The following is a 21710-nucleotide window of genomic DNA, read 5'->3' as shown; positions in this document are numbered from 1 at the left end:
TCGATCACCTGCGAAATCAGCGGCCCGGCGCTGTTGAGCCGCTTGTTGTAGGCCGACTGCTGGGGCAGATAGCGGAACAGGTGCCCCAGCCGGGCATGGGCGAAGCGGATCCAGTGTCGGGCCGAGGGAAAGCCGAGCAGTACCTGGGCAACAGCCAGGCACAGCAGTTCGGCATCCGTCAGCTTCGGAGGTCGCCCGATCCGGCGACAAGGCGCCACATGGTCGTCGATAAACACGTACAGTGCGGCCAGAAGGGCGTCCAGGTTTGTCGTCACACACAAGCCAACGGGCGCCCTTCGCCATGGTCGCGGCCAGCACAAACATCGGACTCAATCATCTAGGGGAAGCAACGGGCGGCCTCCACTCCCTGCGCGGGCGCGGAGGCCACTGGCCGCCTCAGATACGAATCAGATCCGAATTCTTCAGAGGTTCGACCTATTTCAAGTCTCCCATTTCACGCATATCCGCACCTCGCGGAATTAATCTGCAGATTTACCTATTGGGCCTCTATGAGGCTCAGACTCGAAAGAGAGATGGGCTGGCCGCAGGACCGTGTCCGCTGCCAATTCTCGGCGCTCGCCACGAAGTATCATGGTCCACGATCGTACTGTCCTCGGCCACACAGAACATGCAGGCGAAGACACCCGTCACTGCGGCACAGAATCGCACTCGACAAATCAAATCCGCCTTCAAGCGCTTGGCGGAAGAGCGTCTCGCCGTACTCAACGTTGGAGATCCCGCAAACCCATTCCCAGTGATGCTTCTCCACGAGTCCGGTAGCGACCACTTCGAGAACTACGGATACACCATTCCCGAGTGGCACGAGAACTCGCCGTCAACGGTATCGCTCCCCGTAGATTTCTTTAGACAGGGGTGGATTTACCTGCTAACTCCCGCCGAGATTCGTATGTACATGGTACTCAAGCACCTAGCGGGGAAGTTCTCTGACGAACACACCGAGCGCGGAATCTTCTGCACTGAGCGGGACAGGAGCTGGATGTTTGGCCTGTCCCGAGACGTCTACGAAGCGCACCTCACTCTTTCTCGATTTGGCCTTTTGGAGCGAGTTGAAGATGGATCTCGCCACGCAGATGGAAAGGTAGTCGGCTACAATGAAAGGTCAATGCGAGGCGAAGTCAATTCCCCGCACCGCTTCAAGGTTGCGCCAGACAGTGCTTTTAGGGAGCCAGCCTGGGAAAAAATCCAAAAGGCTCTCATGAATTACCCCCCCACCTTCGATCAGATGAAGCTGCGGAATCGCGGACGAAACTCATCCGGCGTGTAGGCGTGGAGAGGTCGGTGGAGCGGCTTTGGGCAGGAGCTGCCATGGGGCGAGAGGTCGGGGGCCCGTAAGCTTCCGCGGCTCGGGCGGTCGGTGGACCTGCCCGCTGTTGGTCCGAGTGGGCCCCCGATCTTCGAGGCTCGCCCCATGGTGGCTGCGTAAAGCCGTGGAGGCGACCGCCTCAGCCACGACGTACCCCTTCTCTGGCGTCGAGTGATTGACCTGGTGTGGGCGCGGTGCGGGCTCGGGTGGGCTGGAGCGGGGCGGAGACAGGAGCGGCGGCCCGGCCGGGGCCGGGCCGCGCGCGGGGAGCGGAGCGAGCCGCCCCTTGAAGTCGTGGAGAAAGTTGTTACTCGGGCTGGTGGTTGGTGAGGGTGAGGAAGGGGGTGGGGCGGATGGTGTAGGCGATGGTGATTCCGGCTCGGAGGAGGATGACGTCGATGGGGGTGCCTTCGGTCAGGGCTTGGGCGCTGGTGATGTGGCCTTCGGTGAGCCAGGGTTGGGCTTTCTCGTGGGTGTCGCCGCCGAGGGCGGGGATGACGGCTTCGAGGCCGGTGCGGATCCAGTAGATGGCCTGGTCGGGGGTGTCGACGCGGGTGGCGGCGATGCGGCGGGCGGGGCGGGTGATGCTGCTGGTGTAGCACTCGCACCAGAAGCCGGGGGTCAGGAGCGGGTTGGTCATTGGGGGTGTCCCGTCGGTCGGGCGGAGATGAGGTAGCGGGTGGGGCCGTCGGCAAGGACCAGGCCGTACCACTCGCCCTCCACCAGGAGGAGGAGTGCCTCAGCCTGGGCGGTCTCGTCGGCCAGCCAGCGACGGCCAGCCGTGGCGGCGGAGGCGTCGAGTTGGTCGACCATGGCGCGGGTCTGGTGCTTGAGCCAGCGCAGTGCGAGACGGGCGCTCGTCGCCTGGTGCCGGGCGAGCCAGCAGGCGCGGTCGCCGGTCAGGGCGATGGCCTCGCACCAGTAGTCACACCTCACCAGCGCCCCCAGGTGTCGCCAGTTGCGCGGTGACGGTGCGGCCGTGCCTGTCGCCGGTGATGTGGACCTTGTTGGCGTAGGCGGTGACGAGGGCGAGGCCCCGGCCGCTCAGTGCGTCGGCCGTGGGGTGTTCGACGTGGGGGTGGGTGGGGGTGCCGCCGGAGTCGGTGACCGTGATGGTGACGGTGGTCTCCGCGTAGGAGACGGCGAGGCGGAAGGTGCCGCGGCTGCTGGCGGTGTGGGTGATCGCGTTGGCGCCGAGTTCGGAGACGACGATCAGGGCGTCGTCCGTGCATGGGTGGGTGCCGAGGATGGTGCGGGTCCAGCGGCGGGCGCGGCTGACCTCGTGGGGCAGGCCGGCGAAGGTGCGTCGGTGGGTCGGCATGGGTGTTCTCCATCCCTGGTGACCTGCGGTTTCTCGCGGCTCTCCGGACGTTCGACTGACGCCACAGCACATGAGCCGTAGAATTAGTACTAGCACCGTACTCCGCGTGCGGGCACTTAAAGTGCGTGGGAGAAACTTTTCGTACGGATCGATGCCACATAGCGTTCGCCGTACGAGCGGTGCCTGGCTGTTTCGCCGATGGGAGAGGAACCGGGATGTTCGGACTGATGGTGCGTTTCACGTGCAAGGACGAGTCCGCCGCGACCGCGTTCGATGAGCTGGTGGCGCGGACCGGGGAGCAGATCCGTGCGAACGAACCGGGGACGGTGATCTACACGGTGCACCGTGTTGACGGCCGTCCACTGGAGCGGATCTTCTACGAGCTGTACCGGGACGCCGCCGCGTTCGAGGCGCATGAGGCACAGGAGTACGTCCGCGTGTTCCTGGAGGCGCGGGGCCAGTACCTGGCCTCGGTCGAGGTGGACCGGCTGGACTTCGTGGCGGGCAAGGGTGTCGACGGTGAGCAGTGAGTACGAGAAGGCCCTGGGCCGGAAGATCGCGTTCAACCGGAAGCGGCGCGGGCTGTCGCAGAAGGAGTTCGCGGGGCTGCTCGACCGGTCGGAAGCCTGGGTGTCCCAGGTGGAACGCGGCGTCCGCCGGATCGACAGGATGACGGTGCTGGAGAAGGTCGCCGACGTCCTGGACCTGCCGATCGCCGAACTCGCCGCTGAGGCACCGATCGTCGCGTCCGTGGCGGAGGGGGAGGCTCCGGGGGTGCGTCGGCTGCGGCTGGTGCTGAGCGCGGCGCACTCGCTGACCGCGATCCTCTCTCCGCCGCAGGCGCCGGACCTTCCCGCCCTGCGGGCGGATGTCGAGCGGGCCTGGTCGCTGACGCACGCGGGCGACTACGCCGATCTCGCCGAGCTGCTGGAGGGCCTGGTGCCCCGGCTTGAGTCGGCCACCCGGGCGGGCACCGAGGAGGAGCGTCCGGAACTGTTCCGGCTGCTGGCCACGATGTACCACACGTGCAGCGCGGCGCTGTCGAACATGGGCGAGCCCGAAGCGGCCTGGATCGCGGTGGACCGTGCCGTGGTCGCCGCCGAACGCGCGGGGGATCCGCTGCTGATGGCGGCCGGTGAGTTCCGGCTCTCCATCGTCTTCCTGGGGGCGCGCCACTACGACCAGGCGGCCCTCGTGTCGGGGAGCGCGGCCGACGCGCTCGCGCCGCTGGCCAAGGAGGGCGAGCCCGGGGCCATCGCGCTGCGGGGCGCTCTCACCCTTCAGCGCGCGGTGGCCGCCGCCCGGCTGAACCAGGCCCGCGACGCGTACGCCCATCTCCGTCAGGCCAGGGAGATGGCCGCGCGGATCGGCGACGGGCGCAACGACTACAACACCGAGTTCGGGCCCACCAACGTCGCCCTGCATGAGGTCGCGGTCGCCGTCGACCTCGGGGACGCCGGGGTCGCCCTGCGCGCGGCCGAGGAGGTCGACGCCTCCGGGCTGTCCTCGGAGCGCCAGGCCCGCTTCGGCATCGACCTGGCCAAGGCGCACGCCCAGCGGCGCCAGATCGACCAGGCCGTCAGTTCCCTGGTGCGGGTGCGGGACCTGCTGCCGGAGATGTTCCGGGCCAAGCCCGCCGTGAAGCAGCTCGTCAGCGATCTGGTGGCGATGAGTCCGCTGCCGTCCGATCAGCTCCGGGCGCTGGCGCGGGACTTGGACGTACAAGAAATGTGAACTAGTACCTGAAGTACTAGACAGTACTTGCAGTACGGGTTACTGTGGTGAGTGTCGGCAGGCTCCTCCTTCGCATTCGGCAGGGAGGGGCGTGCGGACATGCGAACGCGCCGTCCAGGAAGGCAGACCTGTCCGGCGCGGGAGCGATACGGCCACAGAACACAGATGTGGCCTGAGCGGGAGGCAGACCCACTCAGGCCGGGCGCGTCTTTGGCATCAACGCTCGTTGAGCGTATCGCGCCCGACCCGTATGCGGTCAACCTCCCTATGTGCACCACTTGATGATTGTTTGCGCCCTCAGAGGCGCCGCACAAGGGAGTACAGCGTCATGCGTTCCATTCGAGTGGAGACCTCCGCCGCCACCATCCTGCTGACCGAGGCCCCCGCGCCGAAGGTGCGGGACCGGCAGACCGGCGAGGTCGCCAAAGACGCCACCACCGGCGAGCCGCTGATGAAGATCGGCGTCGTCTACATCGAGGACGGCGAGTCCTCGCTGGTCCAGGTCACCATCCCCGAGAGCGGAATCTCCGACGGGCTCACGCTCGGCGCCCCGGTCGCGCTGCCGGGCCTGGTCGCCCGGCCGTGGGAGTCCGTCTTCAACGGACAGCAGCGCCACGGGATCGCCTTCCGGGCCGCCGCCGTCACTCCCGCCGTCTTCCCGGCCACCGTCGGCGCCTGAGATGCGGGAACCGCTGTTCCTGCTGGGTGCGGGGTGCTTGGTGTTCCTGGTGGTGTACGCCCGGCACCGGCACCCGGCCCTGTACTGGTTAGCCTGCGGACTGCCTCTGGCCGCCGTCCGGCTGCTGGGCTCGTACGGATCGGTCATGAGCGCGTGCGGCCTGACCGTACCGCCCTCACGGCTGCGCGCCACCGTTGTACGGGCCACGACGACACGTCACGAGGTACGGCGTGTTCCGCCCCGACGAGGACTGCTGCGGCCCACCACGACCGGGCTTCGGCTACGGCTGCGGCTCGCTCCAGGCCAGGAGCCGGGGCATCTCGTCGCCTCGGCCGAACGGCTGCGGCACGCCTGGGGCGTCCACGCCATCCATGTCACGACCCTGAAACCCGGGACCGTCGAACTCCGTCTCGTCGGCTTCGATGTCCTGCGTACCGTACGGATGCCCCGGCGGATCGGCGCCGACCACCTCCGTATCCCCGTCGCGCTGCGCGAGGACGCGACACCCTTCCTCCGCGACTACCGCACGATCCCGCACCAGCTCACCCTCGGCGCCACCCTGTCCGGGAAGTCGATGTTCCTGCGCCATGTCGTCGCCGGGCTCGCGCCCCAGCCGGTCGCGCTGGTGGGCATCGACTGCAAACGGGGCGTCGAGCTCGCGCCGTTCGCCCCGCGCCTGTCCGCGCTGGCCACCGATCCCGATCAGGCCGCCGATCTCCTCCCCGTCCTCGTACGGGAGATGGAGGAGCGATACGACCTGATCCGCGCCCGGCAGGGCATACCCGCCACCGCGCGGGACGAGGAGATCACCTCCGACATCTGGGGACTGCCGGAGTACGGGAGACCGGTTCCGATCGTGGTCCTAGTGGACGAGGTCGCCGAACTCTTCCTGATCGCGACCCGCAAAGACGAGGAACGGCGGGACGAGATGGTCACCCACCTGGTCCGGCTCGCACAGCTCGGCCGCGCCGCCGGGATCTACCTGGAGGTCTGCGGGCAACGCTTCGGGGCCGAGCTCGGCAAAGGCGCCACCATGCTCCGCGCCCAGCTCACCGGCCGGATCTGCCACCGCGTGAACGACGAAGCCTCCGCCAAGATGGCCCTCGGCGACATCGCAGCGGACGCGGTCGCCGCCGCGTGCGCCATCCCGGCCGAGCGTCCGGGGCTCGCCGTGGCGGGCGACTCCTCCGGCGGCTGGTCCCGCATCCGTACGCCCTATCTGTCCCTCGGCGAGGCCGCCGCCCGCTGCGCGGACTCGGCCCATCTGGTGCCGGACATCCCCGCCCTGAAGCCGTTCGCTCCGGCGTACGCCGTCGGGGACGAGCGCGCCCCTCAGGCCGCGTAACCCCCTTCTCTCCGCCGTGTCCCTACCCCTCCCATGCCCGAAACAGGAAGGAGGTGCCCTGCCGTGCGCACCCTCGCGGCCCGCGTGGACGCCGTACTCGTCCAGGCCGTCATCGCCGCCGCGCTCTCCTTTGCCCATATCCATGACCTGGCCGTCGCCGCTGGTCAGGCCGGGTGGAAGGGCTGGGCCTACCCGGTCTCGGTCGACCTGCTCATGGTCGCCGCGTGGCGACGGCTCCGCTCGGGCGGGCCGAGAACGGCGGGCTGGTGCTGGTTCCTCATCGCCCTGGCCGCGTCCCTCGGCGCCAACATCGCCACCGCCGGACTTCTCGATCTGCGGGACGTGCCCGTGTGGCTGCGGATCCTCGTCGCCGGGTGGCCCGCCGTCGCCTTCCTCGGCGGGACGCTGCTGGCGCATGCCCCCGCACCGGCTCCCAAGCCTCCGACCACCGAAGCTCCCGCCCCAGACATCCCAGCCGCGCTCCTGGCCCATGCCCGGAAGGTCGCCTCGCTGCATCAAGAACGAACGGGGCAGCCGATCGACGCGGACACCCTGCGGGCGCGGCTGGGGGTTCCGCTGCCGCTGGCCCGCCAGATCGCTACTCATCTGACAGGAGCCTGACCTGTGAACGTGTCCCTGCCGCTCGTCCTGGTCCTGGGGCTGGTCGCCTGGGCCGCCGTCCGCTTCCTCGGCGTACGCCTGTGGGTGGTCGCCGTGGCCGCGCTCTTCGGCTTCCTGCTCAGCCAGACCGTCCTCGGCCCCGCCATCGACTCCACCACCCGCACGGGAGTCGACCGCATCAACGACACCGAACGCCCGTAGACGGCCTACCGGGGCGGCCTCGATACCGCCAAGCATCCACCGCCCCGGCAGACCCCTTCCCCCTCATCCAACGCGTACGTCAGACAAGGAGAAGCACCATCTTCCCGCGCCCCGCCACCAGTACGCCGCCATCCGCCGAACTCGGCCGACTGGCCACCCACGGTCAGCTTCCTGGCCTGCTGAACCAGCTCGCCTCCCTCGGTGGCTGCGTCCGGCCCATCCGCCTCACTGGCCACCGCACCGAACACTCCGTCGATATGGCCACAGGTGAGATCGGCCCCGCCGTCCGGCACCTGGTCTCGGCCAGCCTTCCGGCCGGTCACCTCCTGGTCCGCTGCAACAACCGCCGCGCCACCCGCTGTGCGTCCTGCGCCGAGACCTACCGCCGTGACACCTACCACCTGATCACCGCCGGACTACGCGGCGGCAAAGGCACCCCGGAAATGGTGGCCACCCACCCCCGGGTCTTCGCCACCTTCACCGCCCCCGGCTTCGGACCCGTCCACAACCGGCCCACCGGCCGCCCCGCCTGCCGCTGCGGCACCACCCACGCGCCCGACGATCCCGCCCTCGGCACACCCCTGAACCCTGAGTCGTACGACTACACGGGTGCCGTCCTGTGGAACGCCCACGCCGGGATGCTCTGGCGCCGCTTCACCATCCACCTCCGCCGCGAGATCGCCAAAGCCGCCGGACTCACCCAACGCACCCTCCACCACCACGCCCGTATCTCCTTCGCCAAGGTCGCCGAATACCAGCGACGCGGCGCCGTCCACTTCCACGCCGTCATCCGCCTCGACGGACCCCACGGCGGGAACACCCCTCCACCGCACTGGGCAACAGCGGACCTGCTCGCCGACGCCATCCGGGCCGCCGCCACATCCGCCACCATCACCGGACCGGTCATCGACGGGCGCCCGCACCGCTTCACCTTCGGCCGACAGCTCGACGTGCGCCCCATCCGCTCCGCCGACTTCGACACCGGCTCCGACCTCACCGACCAGGCCGTCGCGGGCTACATCGCCAAGTACGCCACCAAGGGCGCCGAAACCGCCACCGGCACCCTCGACCGCCCCCTGAAGTTCCTCGCCGAACTCGCCCAACTCGACCTCAGCGGCCACGCGCACCGGATGATCCGCACCGCCTGGGCCCTCGGCGCCCGCGAAGACCTCGCCCACCTCCGCCTCCGCGCCTGGGCCCACATGCTCGGCTTCCGCGGCCACTTCTCCACCAAGACCCGCCACTACTCCACCACCCTCACCACCCTTCGCACCGCCCGCGCCACCTGGCGCCGCGCACAAGCCGCCGACGGCCCCGGCGAGACGACATACGTCCTCGCCCACTGGGCTTACGCGGGGGCGGGCCTCACCTGCGGCGAACGCTGGCTCACCGACGTACTCCACCACCCCACCCACGAGTCCGACACGGTGGCGGAAGGAGTGACGGCCCCATGAGCACGGTCACCATCACCCCGAAGTGGCACACCACCGCCGAAGTGGCCGCCATGCTCGGTTTCGGCCTCTCCAAGACCAAGACTCTCGTGCTCACCGGCGAGATCCGATCGGTCAAGATCGGCCGTAACCGCCGCATCCTCCCGGCCTGGGTGGACGAGTACGTCCAGCGCGTCACCGCCGACGCCGAGAGGTGGGCCGCATGACCGGCAAGCGCGGCAACGGCGAAGGCTCCATCTACCCCTACAAGAACGGCTACGCCGCCTACGTCTGGGTGGACACCCCCGACGGGAAGCGCAAGCGCAAGTACGTCTATGGCAAGACCCGCGACGCCGTCCACGACAAGTGGCTCAAGCTCCACGCAGACGCGCGCAAGGGCCCGGTCCCCACCAGCCACCCCACCCTGGGGACCTACCTCACTCGATGGCTCAAGGACGTCGTGGAGCCCGACCTCAAGCCCAAGACGGCTGAGACCTACGACATGCACGTCCGTCTCTACATCACTCCCGGACTCGGCGCCAAGAAGCTGGACAGGCTCACCGTCCAGGACGTCCGCACCTGGGTGAACGGCCTCCTCAGGCAGTGCCAGTGCTGCGCTCAGGGCAAGGACGCCAGACGCCCGAAGGATCACCGAAACCCGCGTCTCCGCCAGCACTGCTGCGCGGTCGGCCGGTGCTGCGAACAGTTCCCGTCCCGGCGCACCGTCCAAGACGCGCGGGCCGTGCTGCGCTCAGCGCTCACCAACGCCATGGTCGAAGAGTTGATCTCCAAGAACGTGGCCGCGCTGGTCAAGGTCCGCTCCGCCCGGAAGGCCAAACGACGGCCGTGGTCGGTCGAGGAGGCCCGCCAGTTCCTGGAGTCGGCGCGGCGGGACACCGATCCGCTCTACCCGGCGTATGTGCTGGTCCTGGTGCTCGGCTTCCGGCGTGGTGAGGTACTCGGGCTCACCTGGGAGAACGTGGATCTCAACGGCGGGGAGATCACCGTGGAGCATCAGCTCCAGCGCATCCGCCGCCGACTGGTCCACGACGAGACCAAGACCGAGGCGTCCACGGCCACGCTCCCCCTCCCTCAGATCTGTGTCACGGCCCTGCGGATCCGCCAGAAGGCCCAGCAAGCGACCCGGCAGGCGGCCGGGGAGTTGTGGACCGAGTCCGACTTCGTGGTGACCACGCGCTACGGGACGCCCGTCGAGCCGCGCAACTTCAACCGTTCGTTCGCCGACCGCTGCGCCCGTGCGGGTGTCCGCAGGATCCGGCTGCACGACACCCGGCACACCTGTGGCTCGCTGCTGGCGGCACTCGACGTGCATCCCCGGGTCGCGATGCAGATTCTCCGCCACAGCAAGATCGCGGTGACGATGGAGGTGTACACCCACGTACCGTCCGAGGCCACCCGGCGGGCACTGCGCCGACTGGGCCGACAGCTGACGGCACACGATCAGAAGTAGTTGCTGTACTTCACTGCTGTACGCAAGCCAGAAGCCCGGTTGGTGATCACCAACCGGGCTTCTGATGTCTGTGGACCTGTGGGGATTTGAACCCCAGACCCCCTCGATGCGAACGAGGTGCGCTACCAGACTGCGCCACAGGCCCTTGCGACGAGTGAAACTCTAGCACCTCGATCGGGGTGCTCGGAAATCCGCTCCCTCGCAGGTCACCGGGTGGTCATGGCGGTGAGGCCATGATCACCCGGGTGGGCCTGGCGGGGTCACTCGTTGGCGGCGCGGGGGCGGTCGTCGTCCGCGTACTGGTCGAAGAGGGGAGTGCGGCCGCGGTCGCGTCCGGAACGGCGCGGGGGTGGGGTGCGGTGGGCGGGGGCCGGGGTGGCCTCACCCATCGGAGCTGCCGGAGCTGCCGGAGCTGTCTGAGCTGTCTGAGCTGTCAGTGGGGTGCGGTCGGCCGTGGAGGAGCGGGCCGAGCTCCAGGTGTCCGGGGCGGCCAGGTCCACACCGCTCGTGGCGCGCGGGGCGACCGGTGCCGTCACATAGGTGGGGAGCGGTACGGGGACGGGGTCCCAGCTGTCGCCGGTCGCCGGGCCGCGGTCGCGCTGCTGGTCCACCCACTCGGCATGGTCGGTCTGCTCGACCAGGGCACGGCGGTCGGCCTCCTGCGGGGAGACCTTCGCCGGTTCCGGCTCGGGGCGCGGCTCGGGCTCCTCGGCGGGGGCCGGCGCGGGCGCCGCGGCCGCCGGGGCGCGCTGGACGCGGGTCTCGCGCAGCCGCTGGGCGGCGGCCTCGGCGCGGCGGCGGTCCATCACCACCACGAAGCGGCGCCGCTCCTGGGCGCGCAGATAGGCGATATACGCGCTGAGCGTGATGGCGGGCACCCCCGGCGCCCAGAGGAAGCCGAGGCCGCCGACGGCCGCCACGATCGCGCCACAGGTGAACGTCAGGAAGAGCATCACGGTGGTGCGGCGGCGGCGGGCCAGGACCTTGGAGCGCCGGGCTCGCTCGGCAGCGGTCCGGCTGGGGCGCGGCCGGGCGGCGAGGGCGGCGGGCGCGGTGTCCTGCCTGGCCTCGGTTCTCGGGATTCTGGGCGCGGCGAAGGCCCGGACGTCGACGGACCCCAGTCGGTCCGTGACGGCTTCCGGGTCGACGCCGGACTCGGGCACCTCGCCGCGCTCCCGCAGCTCCTTGGCGTACCGGCGCTCCATCGCCCCGCGTCCGGACAGCAGCCGGATGGCGGTGGAGAAGCGTTCCGTCGGACGTGCCTCGTTCAGCTCGTCCTGCCTGCGGAGCCACATCGGCACCAGATAGGCGGCCCAGGCCCCGACGATGACTGCGTAGATGAGGCCGCTGCTGCTCACGGTCACACCGTAGAGGGATTCTTGAGGGGCCATCCGCCAATTGGGCCGGTGTGTCGCGTGATCCCGCTAATATCAAGGACTTTTTTGGCGATTGTTCCGATCAGCTCTCGGCCCTCATTCTTGGAATTCGAACGGGTATGTCATTTGAGAGGAGTGTCACCGGGGTGTGCCTGGCCGGTCCCGGTGCCAGCGGTCGAGCAGCCCTTCCGGTACCTCTTCGGCGGTGAGCGCGAAGACCAGATGGTCCCGCCAGGCGCCGTCGATATGGAGATAGCGGGGGCGCAACCCCTCCTCGCGGAAACCGAGTTTCTCCACCACACGGCGGCTCGGTCCGTTCTCCGGCCGGATGCAGACCTCCATGCGGTGCAGTCCGACCGTACGGAAGCAGTGGTCGACGGCGAGGGCGACGGCGGTGGGCATCACGCCCCGGCCCGCGACCGAGCGGTCGATCCAGTAGCCGACATGGCCCGAACACATGGAGCCCCAGGTGATGCCCGCGACCGTCAACTGGCCGACCAGACGCCCCTGGTACTCGATGACGAAGGGGAGCATGCGGCCCGCGTTGGCCTCGGCGCGCAGATGGCGGACCATCTGGCGGTAGGTGGGCCGCCGGGCGGGCGGGGCGCCACGGGTCGGCGGCGGGATCGTGGCCTCCCAAGGGCGCAGCCAGTCGCGGTTGCGCTGGTTGACCTCGCGCCAGACGCGCTGGTCACGCGGCTTTATCGGGCGGAGCACGACATCACCGTCCGCCAGGAACACCGGCCAGGGCGCGTTCAGCTCTCCCTCCCGGGCTGTTCCGCGTGTCCGTCCGCGGACCCGGCGGCGGCCTCACCGGGGGCGGGCGCGGCAGCGGGCCGGGGGTGGTCCCCGCCGTGGATCTGGTCCACCGCGTGGGGCAGCAGCTTGGCGAGGACGGTCAGTCCGTCCCGTACCCCCCCGGGGGAGCCGGGGAGGTTGACGACCAGGGTGCGGCCCGCGACGCCCGCGAGGCCACGGGAGAGCGCGGCGGTGGGAACCATCGCCAGGCCGTGGGCGCGGATGGCCTCGGGGATGCCGGGGATCTCGCGGTCGAGGACGGCGCGGGTGGCCTCCGGGGTGCGGTCCGTCGGGGAGAGGCCGGTGCCGCCGGTGGTGAGGATCACGTCGTACCCCGCCGCGACGCCCGCACGCAGGGCCGACGCGACCGGATCGCCGTCGGGGACGACCCGGGGGCCGTCCACGGTGAACCCCAGGGCCGTCAGCCCCTCGACCAGCAGCGGCCCGCCCCGGTCCTCGTACACCCCCGCCGCGGCGCGCTGCGAGGCGGTGATCACCAAGGCGCGGCGGTTCACGCGCGGCTCCAGTCCCCGGACGCGCCGCCCGTCTTCTCCTCGACGCGGATGTCGCTGATGACCGCCGCCTTGTCGACGGCCTTCACCATGTCGACGACGGTGAGCGCCGCGACCGAGACCGCCGTGAGCGCCTCCATCTCCACCCCCGTACGGTCGGTGGTACGGACGGTGGCGGCGATCTCGACGGCGTCGTCGGCGACGGAGAGGTCGACCCGGACGCCCGAGAGGGCCAGCGGATGACAGAGGGGGATCAGTTCCGGGGTCCGCTTGGCGCCCATGATCCCGGCGATCCTGGCGGTGGCGAGCGCGTCGCCCTTGGGGACGCCCTCACCGCGCAGCAGGGCCACCACCGAGGGCGCGACCAGAACCCGGCCGGTGGCACGGGCGGTGCGCGCGGTGACGTCCTTGCCGGAGACGTCGACCATCCGGGCCGCGCCCGTCGCGTCGATATGGGTCAGCCCGCCCTCGGAGTTCATGTCGCTGTCCGTCCGCCGTCCGTGTCGTCCTCTGGCGCGGCGAGATCGCCGCGCCCTTCCTGTCGCCTGTGGCGCGCGCCGCCGTGGCAGGCGTTCCGTCCCGAGCCTGTCGTCCAGGTTCCGGGACGGTACGCGTCGCCCTGGTGACGCGCGCCTTCGGCGCTACGCGGCACCAAGGTGGCGGTCCGGGGCGCCCCGGGCACGCGTCACCCCGGTCGCGCGTCATGCTGGCCACACGCTCTCGTGATGCCGTGTCACCGCACGTCCCGTCGTCGGTCCGTGCGGGCAGACACGCTACTCCCACGGTGCGCGGCTCACCCCAGGAGGACCACCTCCACCTCGGCCCCCGGTGACACGGAGGTCTCCTGTTCGGGGACGACGAAGAGACAGTTGGCGCGGGCGAGGGCGGCGACCAGATGGGAGCCCGATCCGCCCACAGGGGTGACGGTGCCCTCGGCCGCCTCGTACACACCGCGCAGGAACTGACGGCGTCCGGCGGGCGAGGTGAGCGCCTTGTCCGCGGCCAGGGTGGCGCGTACCCGGGGTCGGTGCAGTTCGGCCAGGCCGCGCAGTCGGCGCACCGCGGGCCGGACGAACAGCTCGAAGGAGACATACGAGGAGACGGGATTGCCCGGCAGGGCCAGCAGCGGGGTGTGGTCGGGCCCCACGGTGCCGAAGCCCTGGGGCTTGCCCGGCTGCATCGCCAGCGATCGGAAGTCCACCGAGCCGGCCAGGGCGCTCTCGTCCCCGGGCGCCGCCGACAGGGCCTCCTTGACGACGTCGTACGCGCCGACGCTGACCCCGCCGGTGGTGACCAGCAGGTCGGCGCGGACCAGCTGGTCCTCGATGGCCGAGCGCAACAGCTCCGGATCGTCCGTGACGGCGCCGACCCGGTAGACGAGGGCGCCCGCGTCCCGCGCGGCGGCGGTCAGGGCGAAGCTGTTCGAGTCGTAGATCTCCCCCTCGGTCAGCGGCTCGCCGGGCTGGACCAGCTCGCTGCCGGTGGAGATAACCACGACCCGCGGGCGCGGGCGCACCCGCACGCCGCCCCGCCCGATCGCGGCGAGCAGGGCGATCTGCGGCGGGCCGAGCACGGTGTCCCGCGCCAGGGCCAGCTCCCCGGCCCGCGCATCGCTGCCGCGCGCGCGGATGTGCGCGCCCGCCGGGGCGGGGCGGTGGACGCGGACCTCACCGCCCGCCGCCGCGGGCGCCTGTCCGGCCGGGCGCATCGACAGGGCCGGGCCCCCTCCCGCGCCCCCGTCGGTCCACTCGACGGGGACGACCGTCTCGGCGCCGGGCGGCACGGGGGCGCCGGTCATGATCCGGGCGGCCTCACCGGGGCCGACGGTGAGGGGGCCGCCGGGCCCGGCCGCCACGTCGCCGATGACGGTCAGGACGGCCGGGTACTCCTCCGTGGCCCCCTGGACGTCGGCGACACGCACCGCGTAGCCGTCCATGGAGCTGTTGTCGAAGGGCGGCAGGGCGACGGGGACGGTGATGTCCTCGGTCAGGACGCAGCCCTGCGCGTCCAGCAACGGCACCTCGATCGGGTCGAGCGGCCGGATCGCCGCGAGGATGTCCTCCAGGTGGTCGTCCACCGACCAGATCGCCGTGCTCACGGTTCTCGCATCTCCTCGGTCACATAGCCGCGCAGCCAGCCGCGGAACTCCGGTCCCAGATCCTCACGTTCGCACGCGAGTCTGACAATGGCCCGGAGGTAGTCCCCCCGGTCGCCGGTGTCGTACCGCCTGCCGGTGAAGACGACACCGTGGACCGGGCCGCCGATGGACTCGTCCGCCGCGAGCATTTCGAGGGCGTCGGTGAGCTGGATCTCGCCGCCGCGGCCCGGGCCGGTCTGGCGCAGTATGTCGAAGACGGCCGGGGTCAGGACGTAGCGCCCGATGATGGCGAGGTTGCTGGGCGCGTCCCCGGCGGCGGGTTTCTCGACCAGCCGGGTCACGCGCACCACGTCCCCGTCGCCGGTGGGTTCGACGGCGGCGCAGCCGTAGAGGTGGATCTGGGAGGGGTCCACCTCCATGAGGGCGATGACGCTGCCGCCCTCGCGCTCCTGGATCTCGACCATGCGTGACAGCAGGGGGTCGCGCGGGTCGATCAGGTCGTCGCCGAGGAGCACGGCGAACGGCTGGTCGCCGACGTGCGGCGCGGCGCACAGGACCGCGTGGCCCAGGCCGCGCGGATCGCCCTGGCGCACGTAGTGCAGCGTGGCGAGGTCACTGGACTCCTGGACCTTCTTGAGGCGGTCCTCGTCGCCCTTGCGGGTGAGGGCCTGCTCCAGCTCGTAGTTGCGGTCGAAGTGGTCCTCCAGGGCGCGCTTGTTGCGTCCGGTGATCATCAGGACGTCGGAGAGCCCGGCGGCGACCGCCTCCTCGACGACGTACTGGATGGCGGGTTTGTCGACGACCGGCAGCATCTCCTTGGGAGTGGCCTTGGTCGCAGGCAGGAAGCGCGTCCCCAGGCCCGCGGCGGGGATGACCGCCTTGCTGATCCTGGTGTTCGACTCAGTCATGATCGGCACAGTATCCGTTGAATTGAGGGGAAAAGGTTAGGAAAAGGGAGGTGAAGATGATCATCCGGTTAACGCTGTCCGTCTTCTGAGGTGTACGAGATGAAGGAGGCGCGCGGGGCGCCGCGAGAGGGAGGGAAGACACCTCAATGCCGAGACTGACGCGACTGACGAGTAGGGCGAGTAGGGCGAGTAGGGCGAGTAGGGCGAGACTGATGAGCAGGACGAGATGCGCGGCGAAGACGGCACGGACAGGGAAGGCGAGGCGTACGGGGAAGGCGGGTGTGGGCGATGCGTGACGCGCTGCCCGGGAAGCGGGAACTGCGGGCCGAACTGCTCGCCGCCCGGCGCGGGCTCGGCGACGACCAGGCACGGCTGGCCGCCACGGCCCTCGCCCGGCAGGCGCTGACGCTGCCGGAGCTGGCGGAGGCGGCCACCGTGGCCGCCTATGTCTCCGTGGGGAGCGAACCCGGCACCCGCGCGCTGCTGGACGCGCTGCGCGCGCGGGGCGTGCGGGTCCTGCTGCCCGTGCTGCTGGCCGACAACGATCTGGACTGGGGCGCGTACGAGGGCGCGGAACACCTCGCGCGCGCCGGGCGCGGGCTGCTGGAGCCGGAGGGGCGACGACTCGGCGCGGACGCCGTACTGGAGGCGGATGCCGTGCTCCTTCCCGGGCTCGCCGTGGACAGCCACGGGACGCGACTGGGCCGCGGGGGCGGTTCGTACGACCGGGTGCTCGCCCGGCTCGCGGGAGCCGGGGCCGACCCGGCCCTGGTGGTGCTGCTCTACGCGAACGAGGTGGTCGCGCGGGTCCCGAGGGAGCCGCACGACCACCCCGTGCACGCGGTGGTCACACCGGAGGGCGTCCGGCGCTTCCTCTAGGGCCTGCCTGATGGATCAGACAGGCCCGTGGGCCTACGGAGTCAGTGTGAGGGTGTCGACGGTGTTTGTCTTCACCGCGTCTTCACTGAAAGGCCATTCGAGCAGCTCGCCATTGGCCCACTTGTCCGTCTGATCCGTGTAGTGCGCGCTGTACGCGTGCCCGGAGGCGCCGGTCAGATTGATCCAGCGGGACTTGTCCCAGTCGCCGACGTTGACCACCATCCGCATCGACGGCACCCAGACGATGTCGTAGCCCGCCGCCGCGTTCCAGCCGGTGGCGTTGACCGCCGCCTCGCCGCCGCCGATGTTCCAGGGACCCCGGTTGAGCAGGAACTGGAGGAAGCCGGGACCCTCGGTGCCGAGCGTCTGGTTCTTCAGGTGCAGCTGGTGCAGCCGGCCCCAGCTCCACCGGTCGATGTCCTTGCCCAGCTCGGCCGTCAGCTCCCAGCGCGCGTCCTCCATGGCGCGCGCGAAGAGCGTGTCCCTGGTGGCGACCGCCTTGTCGGTGCGCGTGGCGGGCGCGCGCCACCAGGCGTTGTCCTGGTCCTCCAGGATGGTGCGCACCACCTCGAACCAGCGGTCACCACCGTCCGGCTGCGCCGACTGGGCGTCCCGCTCACCGCACTCGCGCACCAGGTCGGCGGCCAGGTCGTCGGCGGGTCCGGTGCTGTCGGCCGGGCGCACCATCAGGCACTCACCCTCGACACGGAGCTCCTTGGGGAGCTTGTTCCCGAAGGCGAGCTTGAGGACGTTGCGCCAGACCGCGTTGAAGTAGGCGGCCGCGGCGGAGTCCGGCTCCTGGTTGTAGTCCCAGCCCTCCAGCAGCTTCTGGGCCTCGCGGACCTGCGGGTCCTCGATGTCGATCTTGAGCAGCTTGGGCGTGAGCAGCTTGGCGATCTCGCTGCTGTTGTCCATCTGCATGGTGCGCATGTCCTCGGTGGAGATCTTTCCACCGTCCTTGAGCTTGCTCTCGATCAGATCGTTGATCCGCTGGCTGCGGGCGCCGTATCCGTAGTCCTGAGTAATCAGGTAGGGGTACTTCTTGGCGTTGATGACCGACTGGTTGGCCGTGACGATGTAGCCGCGCTTCGGGTTCTTCTCCCACGGCATCTCATCGAAGGGGATCGTCCCCTTCCAGGCGTACGAGGAGTCCCAGCCGGGCGCGGGCATGTCCCCGAGGCCCTTGGCGCGGATCGGGATCGCGCCGGGCGCCTGGTAGCCGATGGTGCCCTTGGCGTCGGCGTAGATCAGGTTCTGCGAGGGGACCTCGAAGTTCCGCGCGGCCGCGCGGAAGGAGTCGAAGTCCTTGGCCTGGTTGAGCGCGAAGACAGCGTCCATCGACTTGCCCGGCTGGAGCGCGGTCCACTGGAGCGCGACTCCGTAGCCGCTGGCGCGGTCCGGGGCGTCGGAGACCGGGGCGCGCTGGCCGACCTCGGCCAGTTCACCGCTGCGGTCGGAGATCAGGGGGCCGTGGCCGGTGGAGCGGACCGTGATCGTCTTGCTCTTGCCGCCGGCGACCTTGATGACCTCCTTGCGGCTCTTCAGCTCGCGGTCCTCGCCGTCGACCTCGTAGGTGTTGCCGGTGACCTTCTCCAGGTAGAGGTCGGTCACGTCGGCGCCGAGGTTGGTGAAGCCCCAGGCGATGTCCTGGTTATGGCCGATGATCACGCCCGGCATACCGGAGAAGGTGTAGCCCGCCGTGTTGAACTGGCAGGTCGGCGAGACCTTACGGCAGTGCAGGCCCATCTGGTACCAGAGCGAGGGGAGCTGGGGGGCCAGATGCGGGTCATTGGCCAGCAGCGGCTTGTCCGTGGTGGTGAACTTGCCGGAGACCACCCAGGAGTTCGATCCGATGCCGTTGCCGCTCGGGCCGAGCAGCGCGGGGATCGTGTCGAGGGTCTCGGCGAGCGCGGAGAGCTGGTTGTTCACTCCCTGGACCGCGTCGGTGGCGCTGCCACCACTCCGGCCGCCGCGCTCACCCTGTCCGCTCAGACCGCTCTGATCGCCGTTCTGGCCGTCCTGGGAGCCGTCGCCGGACTGATCGCCGCCATCGCCGTTCCGGCCGCTCTGATCGCCGCTGGAGCCGTCGCCGCGGCTCCCTTGGTCTCCGCCGCCATTGCCGCCATCGCCGTCGGCGTTATCGGTGTTGTCGGTGTTGTCAGCGTTATCGGTGTTGTCGCCGCCGTCACGGTCGCCCTTGCCCTCACCGCTGTCGGCATTACCGGAATTGTCACCGTTGCCGCCGTCGCCGTTCGCGCCGTACTCGCGGACGTCGCCCTCCGGCTCCGCCTCGGGGTCGAAGGCGTTGCTCTCCTCGTCGACGCCGCCCTTGCCCAGGATCGGCTTGTTCCTGTCGTACGGATACGGCGGGTACAGCTCGTCGATCTGCTTCTCGGTGAGCCGGCTGTTCAGCAGCGAACGGTCGATCTCCTCCTCCATGTTGCCGCGGAGGTCCCACGCCATCGCCTTGAGCCAGGCCACCGAGTCCACCGGCGTCCACGGCTCGGGCTTGTAGTCGTTGGTGAAGGCCAGGGCCGCGTACTCGACCGAGAGCTCCGCGCCGCCCTTGCCCTTCAGATAGGCGTTGACACCGTCCGCGTACGCCTGGAGGTACTTCTTGGTCTGCGGGGTCAGCTTCTTGTCGTACTCCTGCTGCGCGACACCGCGCCAGCCGAGCGTCCGCAGGAACGCGTCCGTGTCGACCTGGCTGGAGCCGAACATCTCGGAGAGCCTGCCCGCCGTCATATGGCGGCGGACGTCCATCTCCCAGAAGCGGTCCTGCGCGTGGACGAAGCCCTGGGCGCGGAAGAGGTCCTCGTCGTGGTCGGCGTAGAGCTGCGGGATGCCGTAGTCGTCTCGACGGACCTCGACCTCACCCCGCAGACCCTCGATCTTGAGGGTTCCGGTGGTCTGCGGGAAGGAGGCGCGAACCGTGCTGACGCCCCAGTAACCGCCGTATCCGATGCCGCCGAGCAGCGCCAGCACCAGGAGGATCACAAGCAGGCGGGCGCGTCGCCCCTTCTTCTTCTTGGGGGAAGAGGCGGTCGTGTTGGAGGGCATCGCTGTCCTTCGAGGCGCAGGCTGGTCCAGGGGTGCTGGGAGCAACCATAGGCGCAGCGCCGGGGGGACCCGGACGCGGTATCGGGAACCGGGCTGGGGAGCGAGCTGTTCAGGGGCGTCAAGAAAACGTTAAAGATTAGGTAAGGTAACGAAGTGTCGCCGACCGGAAGGAACGATCCGGCGTACAGAGGCGCGAGGGGAAGGATCAGCCACTGACTGTCCACCAGCTCAATGAACTCCTGCTCGTCTGCTCACTCGTGCTGCTCATCGCCGTCGCGGCGGTGCGCATCTCATCGCGGAGCGGACTGCCCAGCCTGCTCCTGTATCTCGGGATCGGGGTGGCCATAGGGCAGGACGGCATCTTCGACGTCGAGTTCAACAACGCGGAACTCACGCAGGTGATCGGATATGCGGCACTTGTCGTGATTCTGGCGGAAGGTGGCCTAGGCACCAAGTGGCAGGAGGTCAAACCGGCGCTGCCCGCCGCCGTGCTGCTGTCGACCGTCGGCGTCGCGGTGAGCGTGGGCATCACGGCCGCGGCCGCGCACTACCTCATCGGCCTTGAGTGGCGCCAGGCGCTGATCATCGGCGCGGTGGTCTCCTCGACGGACGCGGCGGCGGTCTTCTCCGTCCTGCGCAAGGTGCCCCTGCCATCCCGGGTGACCGGCGTCCTGGAGGCCGAATCGGGCTTCAACGACGCCCCCGTCGTCATCCTCGTCGTCGCCTTCTCCGCCGCGGGCCCCGTGGAGCACTGGTACATCCTCGTCGGCGAGATCGCCCTGGAGCTGGCGATCGGCGCCTCCATCGGCCTGGCGATCGGCTTCCTGGGCGCCTACGGGCTGCGTCACGTCGCCCTGCCCGCCTCCGGGCTCTACCCGATCGCCGTGATGGCCATCGCGGTGGTGGCGTACGCGGCCGGAGCCATGGCACATGGCAGCGGGTTCCTCGCGGTCTACCTCGCCTCCATGGTGCTCGGTAACTCCAGGCTCCCGCACGCCCCGGCCAACCGGGGCTTCGCCGAGGGCCTGGGCTGGCTCGCCCAGATCGGGATGTTCGTCCTGCTGGGACTGCTGGTGACCCCGCATGAGCTCATCGACGACTTCTGGCCCGCCGTGATCGTCGGCCTGGTGCTCACCATGGTGGCGCGTCCGGTCTCCGTGGTGGTGAGCCTGCTGCCGTTCTCGATACCCCGGCGGGAACAGATCCTGCTGTCCTGGGCGGGGCTGCGCGGCGCCGTACCCATCATCCTGGCGACCATCCCCATGGTCGGGGAGGTCCCCGGCAGCGACCGGATCTTCAACATCGTCTTCGTCCTGGTCGTCGTCTACACCCTGATCCAGGGGCCCACCCTGCCCTGGCTCGCCAAGGCCCTGCGGCTCGGCCCGGGCGACACCTCCGACCTGGGCATCGAGTCGGCGCCCCTGGAGCGGCTGCGTGGGCATCTGCTCTCCGTCGCCATCCCGGAGGAGTCCCGGATGCACGGCGTGGAGGTCGCGGAACTGCGGCTGCCCGCCGGGGCGGCCGTCACCCTGGTCGTGCGCGACGGGAAGAGTTTCGTGCCACTCCCCTCCACCGTGCTGCGCCGTGGCGACGAACTGCTCGTGGTGGCCACCGACCCGGTCCGGGACGCGGCCGAGAAACGTCTGCGCGCGGTCGCGCACGGCGGCAAGCTCGCGGGCTGGCTGGGGACGGGATAGCGGTACGCCTCCCCTCGTCGCGCCGGTGGGTGCAGCTGGTGCGCTCCCTGGGGACGGAGGCGGGTACGGCACCTTGGAGCGGGTACGGCGGAGCGCTTCCTTAAGGCGGCGTGTTCGGCGGGACAGCACGTCCGGCAGGGCCCGCGGCGGCGGACGCCGCCGGGGATGGCGGATCCCCTGGGCGCGGCACTGGGCGGTAGGTGTTCCCGGCGGATGCCGTGGCGCGATCCAGGCGACCCGGCGAACGGGTTCCGGC

General features: G+C 70.0%; 21 protein-coding genes, 1 tRNA gene and 1 pseudogene. 11 read left to right on the top strand and 12 right to left on the bottom strand.

Annotation, left to right across the window (positions count from 1 at the left end):
- From ACFVIM_RS04290 to ACFVIM_RS04275, 4 genes and pseudogenes are all read right to left on the bottom strand, one after another.
- A pseudogene (locus ACFVIM_RS04290) lies at nucleotides 1-275 on the bottom strand (IS982 family transposase); the annotation flags it as partial.
- A gap of 1356 nt (nucleotides 276-1631) precedes the next feature.
- On the bottom strand, nucleotides 1632-1964 hold the full coding sequence (locus ACFVIM_RS04285; protein ID WP_384298191.1) for a hypothetical protein: 333 nt from the start codon (nucleotides 1962-1964) through the stop codon (nucleotides 1632-1634).
- The gene (locus ACFVIM_RS04280) at nucleotides 1961-2260 is read right to left on the bottom strand and encodes a hypothetical protein (protein ID WP_384298190.1); all 300 of its coding nucleotides are present in this window, start codon (nucleotides 2258-2260) and stop codon (nucleotides 1961-1963) included. The genes ACFVIM_RS04285 and ACFVIM_RS04280 overlap by 4 nt, the downstream gene beginning before the upstream one ends.
- Entirely contained in the window at nucleotides 2250-2645 is a 396-nt protein-coding gene (locus ACFVIM_RS04275; protein ID WP_384298187.1) for an ATP-binding protein, read from the bottom strand. The genes ACFVIM_RS04280 and ACFVIM_RS04275 overlap by 11 nt, the downstream gene beginning before the upstream one ends.
- A 215-nt stretch (nucleotides 2646-2860) precedes the next feature.
- Here ACFVIM_RS04275 and ACFVIM_RS04270 point away from each other — a divergent pair, with 215 nt between their 5' ends.
- From ACFVIM_RS04270 to xerC, 9 genes are all read left to right on the top strand, one after another.
- Nucleotides 2861-3175, top strand: a complete 315-nt coding sequence (locus tag ACFVIM_RS04270; protein WP_384298184.1) for a putative quinol monooxygenase — start codon at nucleotides 2861-2863, stop codon at nucleotides 3173-3175.
- Nucleotides 3165-4379 carry a helix-turn-helix domain-containing protein gene (locus ACFVIM_RS04265; RefSeq protein ID WP_384298182.1) on the top strand — a complete coding sequence of 405 codons (1215 nt, stop codon included), beginning with the start codon at nucleotides 3165-3167 and terminating at the stop codon, nucleotides 4377-4379. Before ACFVIM_RS04270 ends, ACFVIM_RS04265 begins: the two co-directional genes overlap by 11 nt.
- A gap of 328 nt (nucleotides 4380-4707) precedes the next feature.
- Nucleotides 4708-5058, top strand: a complete 351-nt coding sequence (locus ACFVIM_RS04260) for a hypothetical protein (protein ID WP_384298179.1) — start codon at nucleotides 4708-4710, stop codon at nucleotides 5056-5058.
- A 1-nt stretch (nucleotide 5059) separates the two neighbouring features.
- On the top strand, nucleotides 5060-6403 hold the full coding sequence (locus ACFVIM_RS04255) for an FtsK/SpoIIIE domain-containing protein (RefSeq protein WP_384298177.1): 1344 nt from the start codon (nucleotides 5060-5062) through the stop codon (nucleotides 6401-6403).
- A 63-nt stretch (nucleotides 6404-6466) separates the two neighbouring features.
- Nucleotides 6467-7024, top strand: coding sequence for a DUF2637 domain-containing protein (locus ACFVIM_RS04250; protein ID WP_384298175.1), 558 nt, complete (start codon nucleotides 6467-6469; stop codon nucleotides 7022-7024).
- Between the two features lie 3 nt (nucleotides 7025-7027).
- Nucleotides 7028-7225 carry a hypothetical protein gene (locus tag ACFVIM_RS04245; protein ID WP_384298173.1) on the top strand — a complete coding sequence of 66 codons (198 nt, stop codon included), beginning with the start codon at nucleotides 7028-7030 and terminating at the stop codon, nucleotides 7223-7225.
- A gap of 149 nt (nucleotides 7226-7374) precedes the next feature.
- Nucleotides 7375-8679 (top strand): replication initiator, encoded by a 1305-nt coding sequence (locus ACFVIM_RS04240; protein ID WP_384298206.1) that lies wholly within the window; start codon nucleotides 7375-7377, stop codon nucleotides 8677-8679.
- Complete coding sequence (locus ACFVIM_RS04235) at nucleotides 8676-8882, top strand: helix-turn-helix domain-containing protein (protein WP_384298171.1); 207 nt, start codon at nucleotides 8676-8678, stop codon at nucleotides 8880-8882. Before ACFVIM_RS04240 ends, ACFVIM_RS04235 begins: the two co-directional genes overlap by 4 nt.
- Nucleotides 8879-10126, top strand: a complete 1248-nt coding sequence (gene xerC / locus ACFVIM_RS04230) for a tyrosine recombinase XerC (RefSeq protein WP_384298168.1) — start codon at nucleotides 8879-8881, stop codon at nucleotides 10124-10126. The genes ACFVIM_RS04235 and xerC overlap by 4 nt, the downstream gene beginning before the upstream one ends.
- A 71-nt stretch (nucleotides 10127-10197) precedes the next feature.
- Here the strand turns inward: xerC and ACFVIM_RS04225 are convergent.
- The 7 genes from ACFVIM_RS04225 to galU all read right to left on the bottom strand — a co-directional run bounded on the left by ACFVIM_RS04225 (nucleotide 10198) and on the right by galU (nucleotide 15818).
- Nucleotides 10198-10271, bottom strand: a tRNA-Ala gene (locus ACFVIM_RS04225).
- A 115-nt stretch (nucleotides 10272-10386) separates the two neighbouring features.
- The gene (locus ACFVIM_RS04220; protein WP_384298166.1) at nucleotides 10387-11484 is read right to left on the bottom strand and encodes a hypothetical protein; all 1098 of its coding nucleotides are present in this window, start codon (nucleotides 11482-11484) and stop codon (nucleotides 10387-10389) included.
- 156 nt (nucleotides 11485-11640) lie between these two features.
- Entirely contained in the window at nucleotides 11641-12261 is a 621-nt protein-coding gene (locus ACFVIM_RS04215; protein WP_384298203.1) for a GNAT family N-acetyltransferase, read from the bottom strand.
- Nucleotides 12258-12815: a molybdenum cofactor biosynthesis protein B gene (locus ACFVIM_RS04210; RefSeq protein WP_384298164.1), complete on the bottom strand. Its 558-nt coding sequence runs from the start codon at nucleotides 12813-12815 to the stop codon at nucleotides 12258-12260. The genes ACFVIM_RS04215 and ACFVIM_RS04210 overlap by 4 nt, the downstream gene beginning before the upstream one ends.
- Entirely contained in the window at nucleotides 12812-13291 is a 480-nt protein-coding gene (gene moaC, locus ACFVIM_RS04205; RefSeq protein ID WP_384298161.1) for a cyclic pyranopterin monophosphate synthase MoaC, read from the bottom strand. Before moaC ends, ACFVIM_RS04210 begins: the two co-directional genes overlap by 4 nt.
- A 314-nt stretch (nucleotides 13292-13605) precedes the next feature.
- Nucleotides 13606-14910, bottom strand: a complete 1305-nt coding sequence (gene glp, locus ACFVIM_RS04200) for a gephyrin-like molybdotransferase Glp (RefSeq protein WP_384298160.1) — start codon at nucleotides 14908-14910, stop codon at nucleotides 13606-13608.
- Entirely contained in the window at nucleotides 14907-15818 is a 912-nt protein-coding gene (gene galU, locus ACFVIM_RS04195; protein ID WP_384298157.1) for a UTP--glucose-1-phosphate uridylyltransferase GalU, read from the bottom strand. The genes glp and galU overlap by 4 nt, the downstream gene beginning before the upstream one ends.
- 288 nt (nucleotides 15819-16106) lie before the next feature.
- Here galU and ACFVIM_RS04190 point away from each other — a divergent pair, with 288 nt between their 5' ends.
- Nucleotides 16107-16697, top strand: coding sequence for a 5-formyltetrahydrofolate cyclo-ligase (locus ACFVIM_RS04190; protein ID WP_384298154.1), 591 nt, complete (start codon nucleotides 16107-16109; stop codon nucleotides 16695-16697).
- Nucleotides 16698-16730: 33 nt separating this feature from the next.
- Here ACFVIM_RS04190 and ACFVIM_RS04185 read toward each other — a convergent pair whose 3' ends face one another.
- On the bottom strand, nucleotides 16731-19757 hold the full coding sequence (locus ACFVIM_RS04185) for a penicillin acylase family protein (RefSeq protein ID WP_384298153.1): 3027 nt from the start codon (nucleotides 19755-19757) through the stop codon (nucleotides 16731-16733).
- Between the two features lie 257 nt (nucleotides 19758-20014).
- Here ACFVIM_RS04185 and ACFVIM_RS04180 point away from each other — a divergent pair, with 257 nt between their 5' ends.
- Complete coding sequence (locus tag ACFVIM_RS04180; protein ID WP_384298150.1) at nucleotides 20015-21454, top strand: potassium/proton antiporter; 1440 nt, start codon at nucleotides 20015-20017, stop codon at nucleotides 21452-21454.
- Nucleotides 21455-21710 lie beyond the last annotated feature (256 nt).

Origin of the sequence: Streptomyces sp. NPDC057638, from assembly GCF_042800315.1 — a bacterium.
Taxonomy (GTDB): Bacteria; Actinomycetota; Actinomycetes; order Streptomycetales; family Streptomycetaceae; genus Streptomyces.
This window is presented reverse-complemented; position numbering and strand designations above follow the sequence as displayed.

What these genes read in the sequence shown, in the direction of transcription:
- ACFVIM_RS04270 (WP_384298184.1), top strand. Translation starts at nt 2,861, where the DNA reads ATGTTCGGACTGATGGTGCGTTTCACGTGCAAGGACGAGTCCGCCGCG.
- ACFVIM_RS04190 (WP_384298154.1), top strand. Translation starts at nt 16,107, where the DNA reads ATGCGTGACGCGCTGCCCGGGAAGCGGGAACTGCGGGCCGAACTGCTC.
- ACFVIM_RS04260 (WP_384298179.1), top strand. Translation starts at nt 4,708, where the DNA reads ATGCGTTCCATTCGAGTGGAGACCTCCGCCGCCACCATCCTGCTGACC.
- galU (WP_384298157.1), bottom strand. Translation starts at nt 15,818, where the DNA reads ATGACTGAGTCGAACACCAGGATCAGCAAGGCGGTCATCCCCGCCGCG.
- ACFVIM_RS04255 (WP_384298177.1), top strand. Translation starts at nt 5,060, where the DNA reads ATGCGGGAACCGCTGTTCCTGCTGGGTGCGGGGTGCTTGGTGTTCCTG.
- moaC (WP_384298161.1), bottom strand. Translation starts at nt 13,291, where the DNA reads ATGAACTCCGAGGGCGGGCTGACCCATATCGACGCGACGGGCGCGGCC.
- ACFVIM_RS04275 (WP_384298187.1), bottom strand. Translation starts at nt 2,645, where the DNA reads ATGCCGACCCACCGACGCACCTTCGCCGGCCTGCCCCACGAGGTCAGC.
- ACFVIM_RS04185 (WP_384298153.1), bottom strand. Translation starts at nt 19,757, where the DNA reads ATGCCCTCCAACACGACCGCCTCTTCCCCCAAGAAGAAGAAGGGGCGA.
- xerC (WP_384298168.1), top strand. Translation starts at nt 8,879, where the DNA reads ATGACCGGCAAGCGCGGCAACGGCGAAGGCTCCATCTACCCCTACAAG.
- ACFVIM_RS04285 (WP_384298191.1), bottom strand. Translation starts at nt 1,964, where the DNA reads ATGACCAACCCGCTCCTGACCCCCGGCTTCTGGTGCGAGTGCTACACC.
- ACFVIM_RS04235 (WP_384298171.1), top strand. Translation starts at nt 8,676, where the DNA reads ATGAGCACGGTCACCATCACCCCGAAGTGGCACACCACCGCCGAAGTG.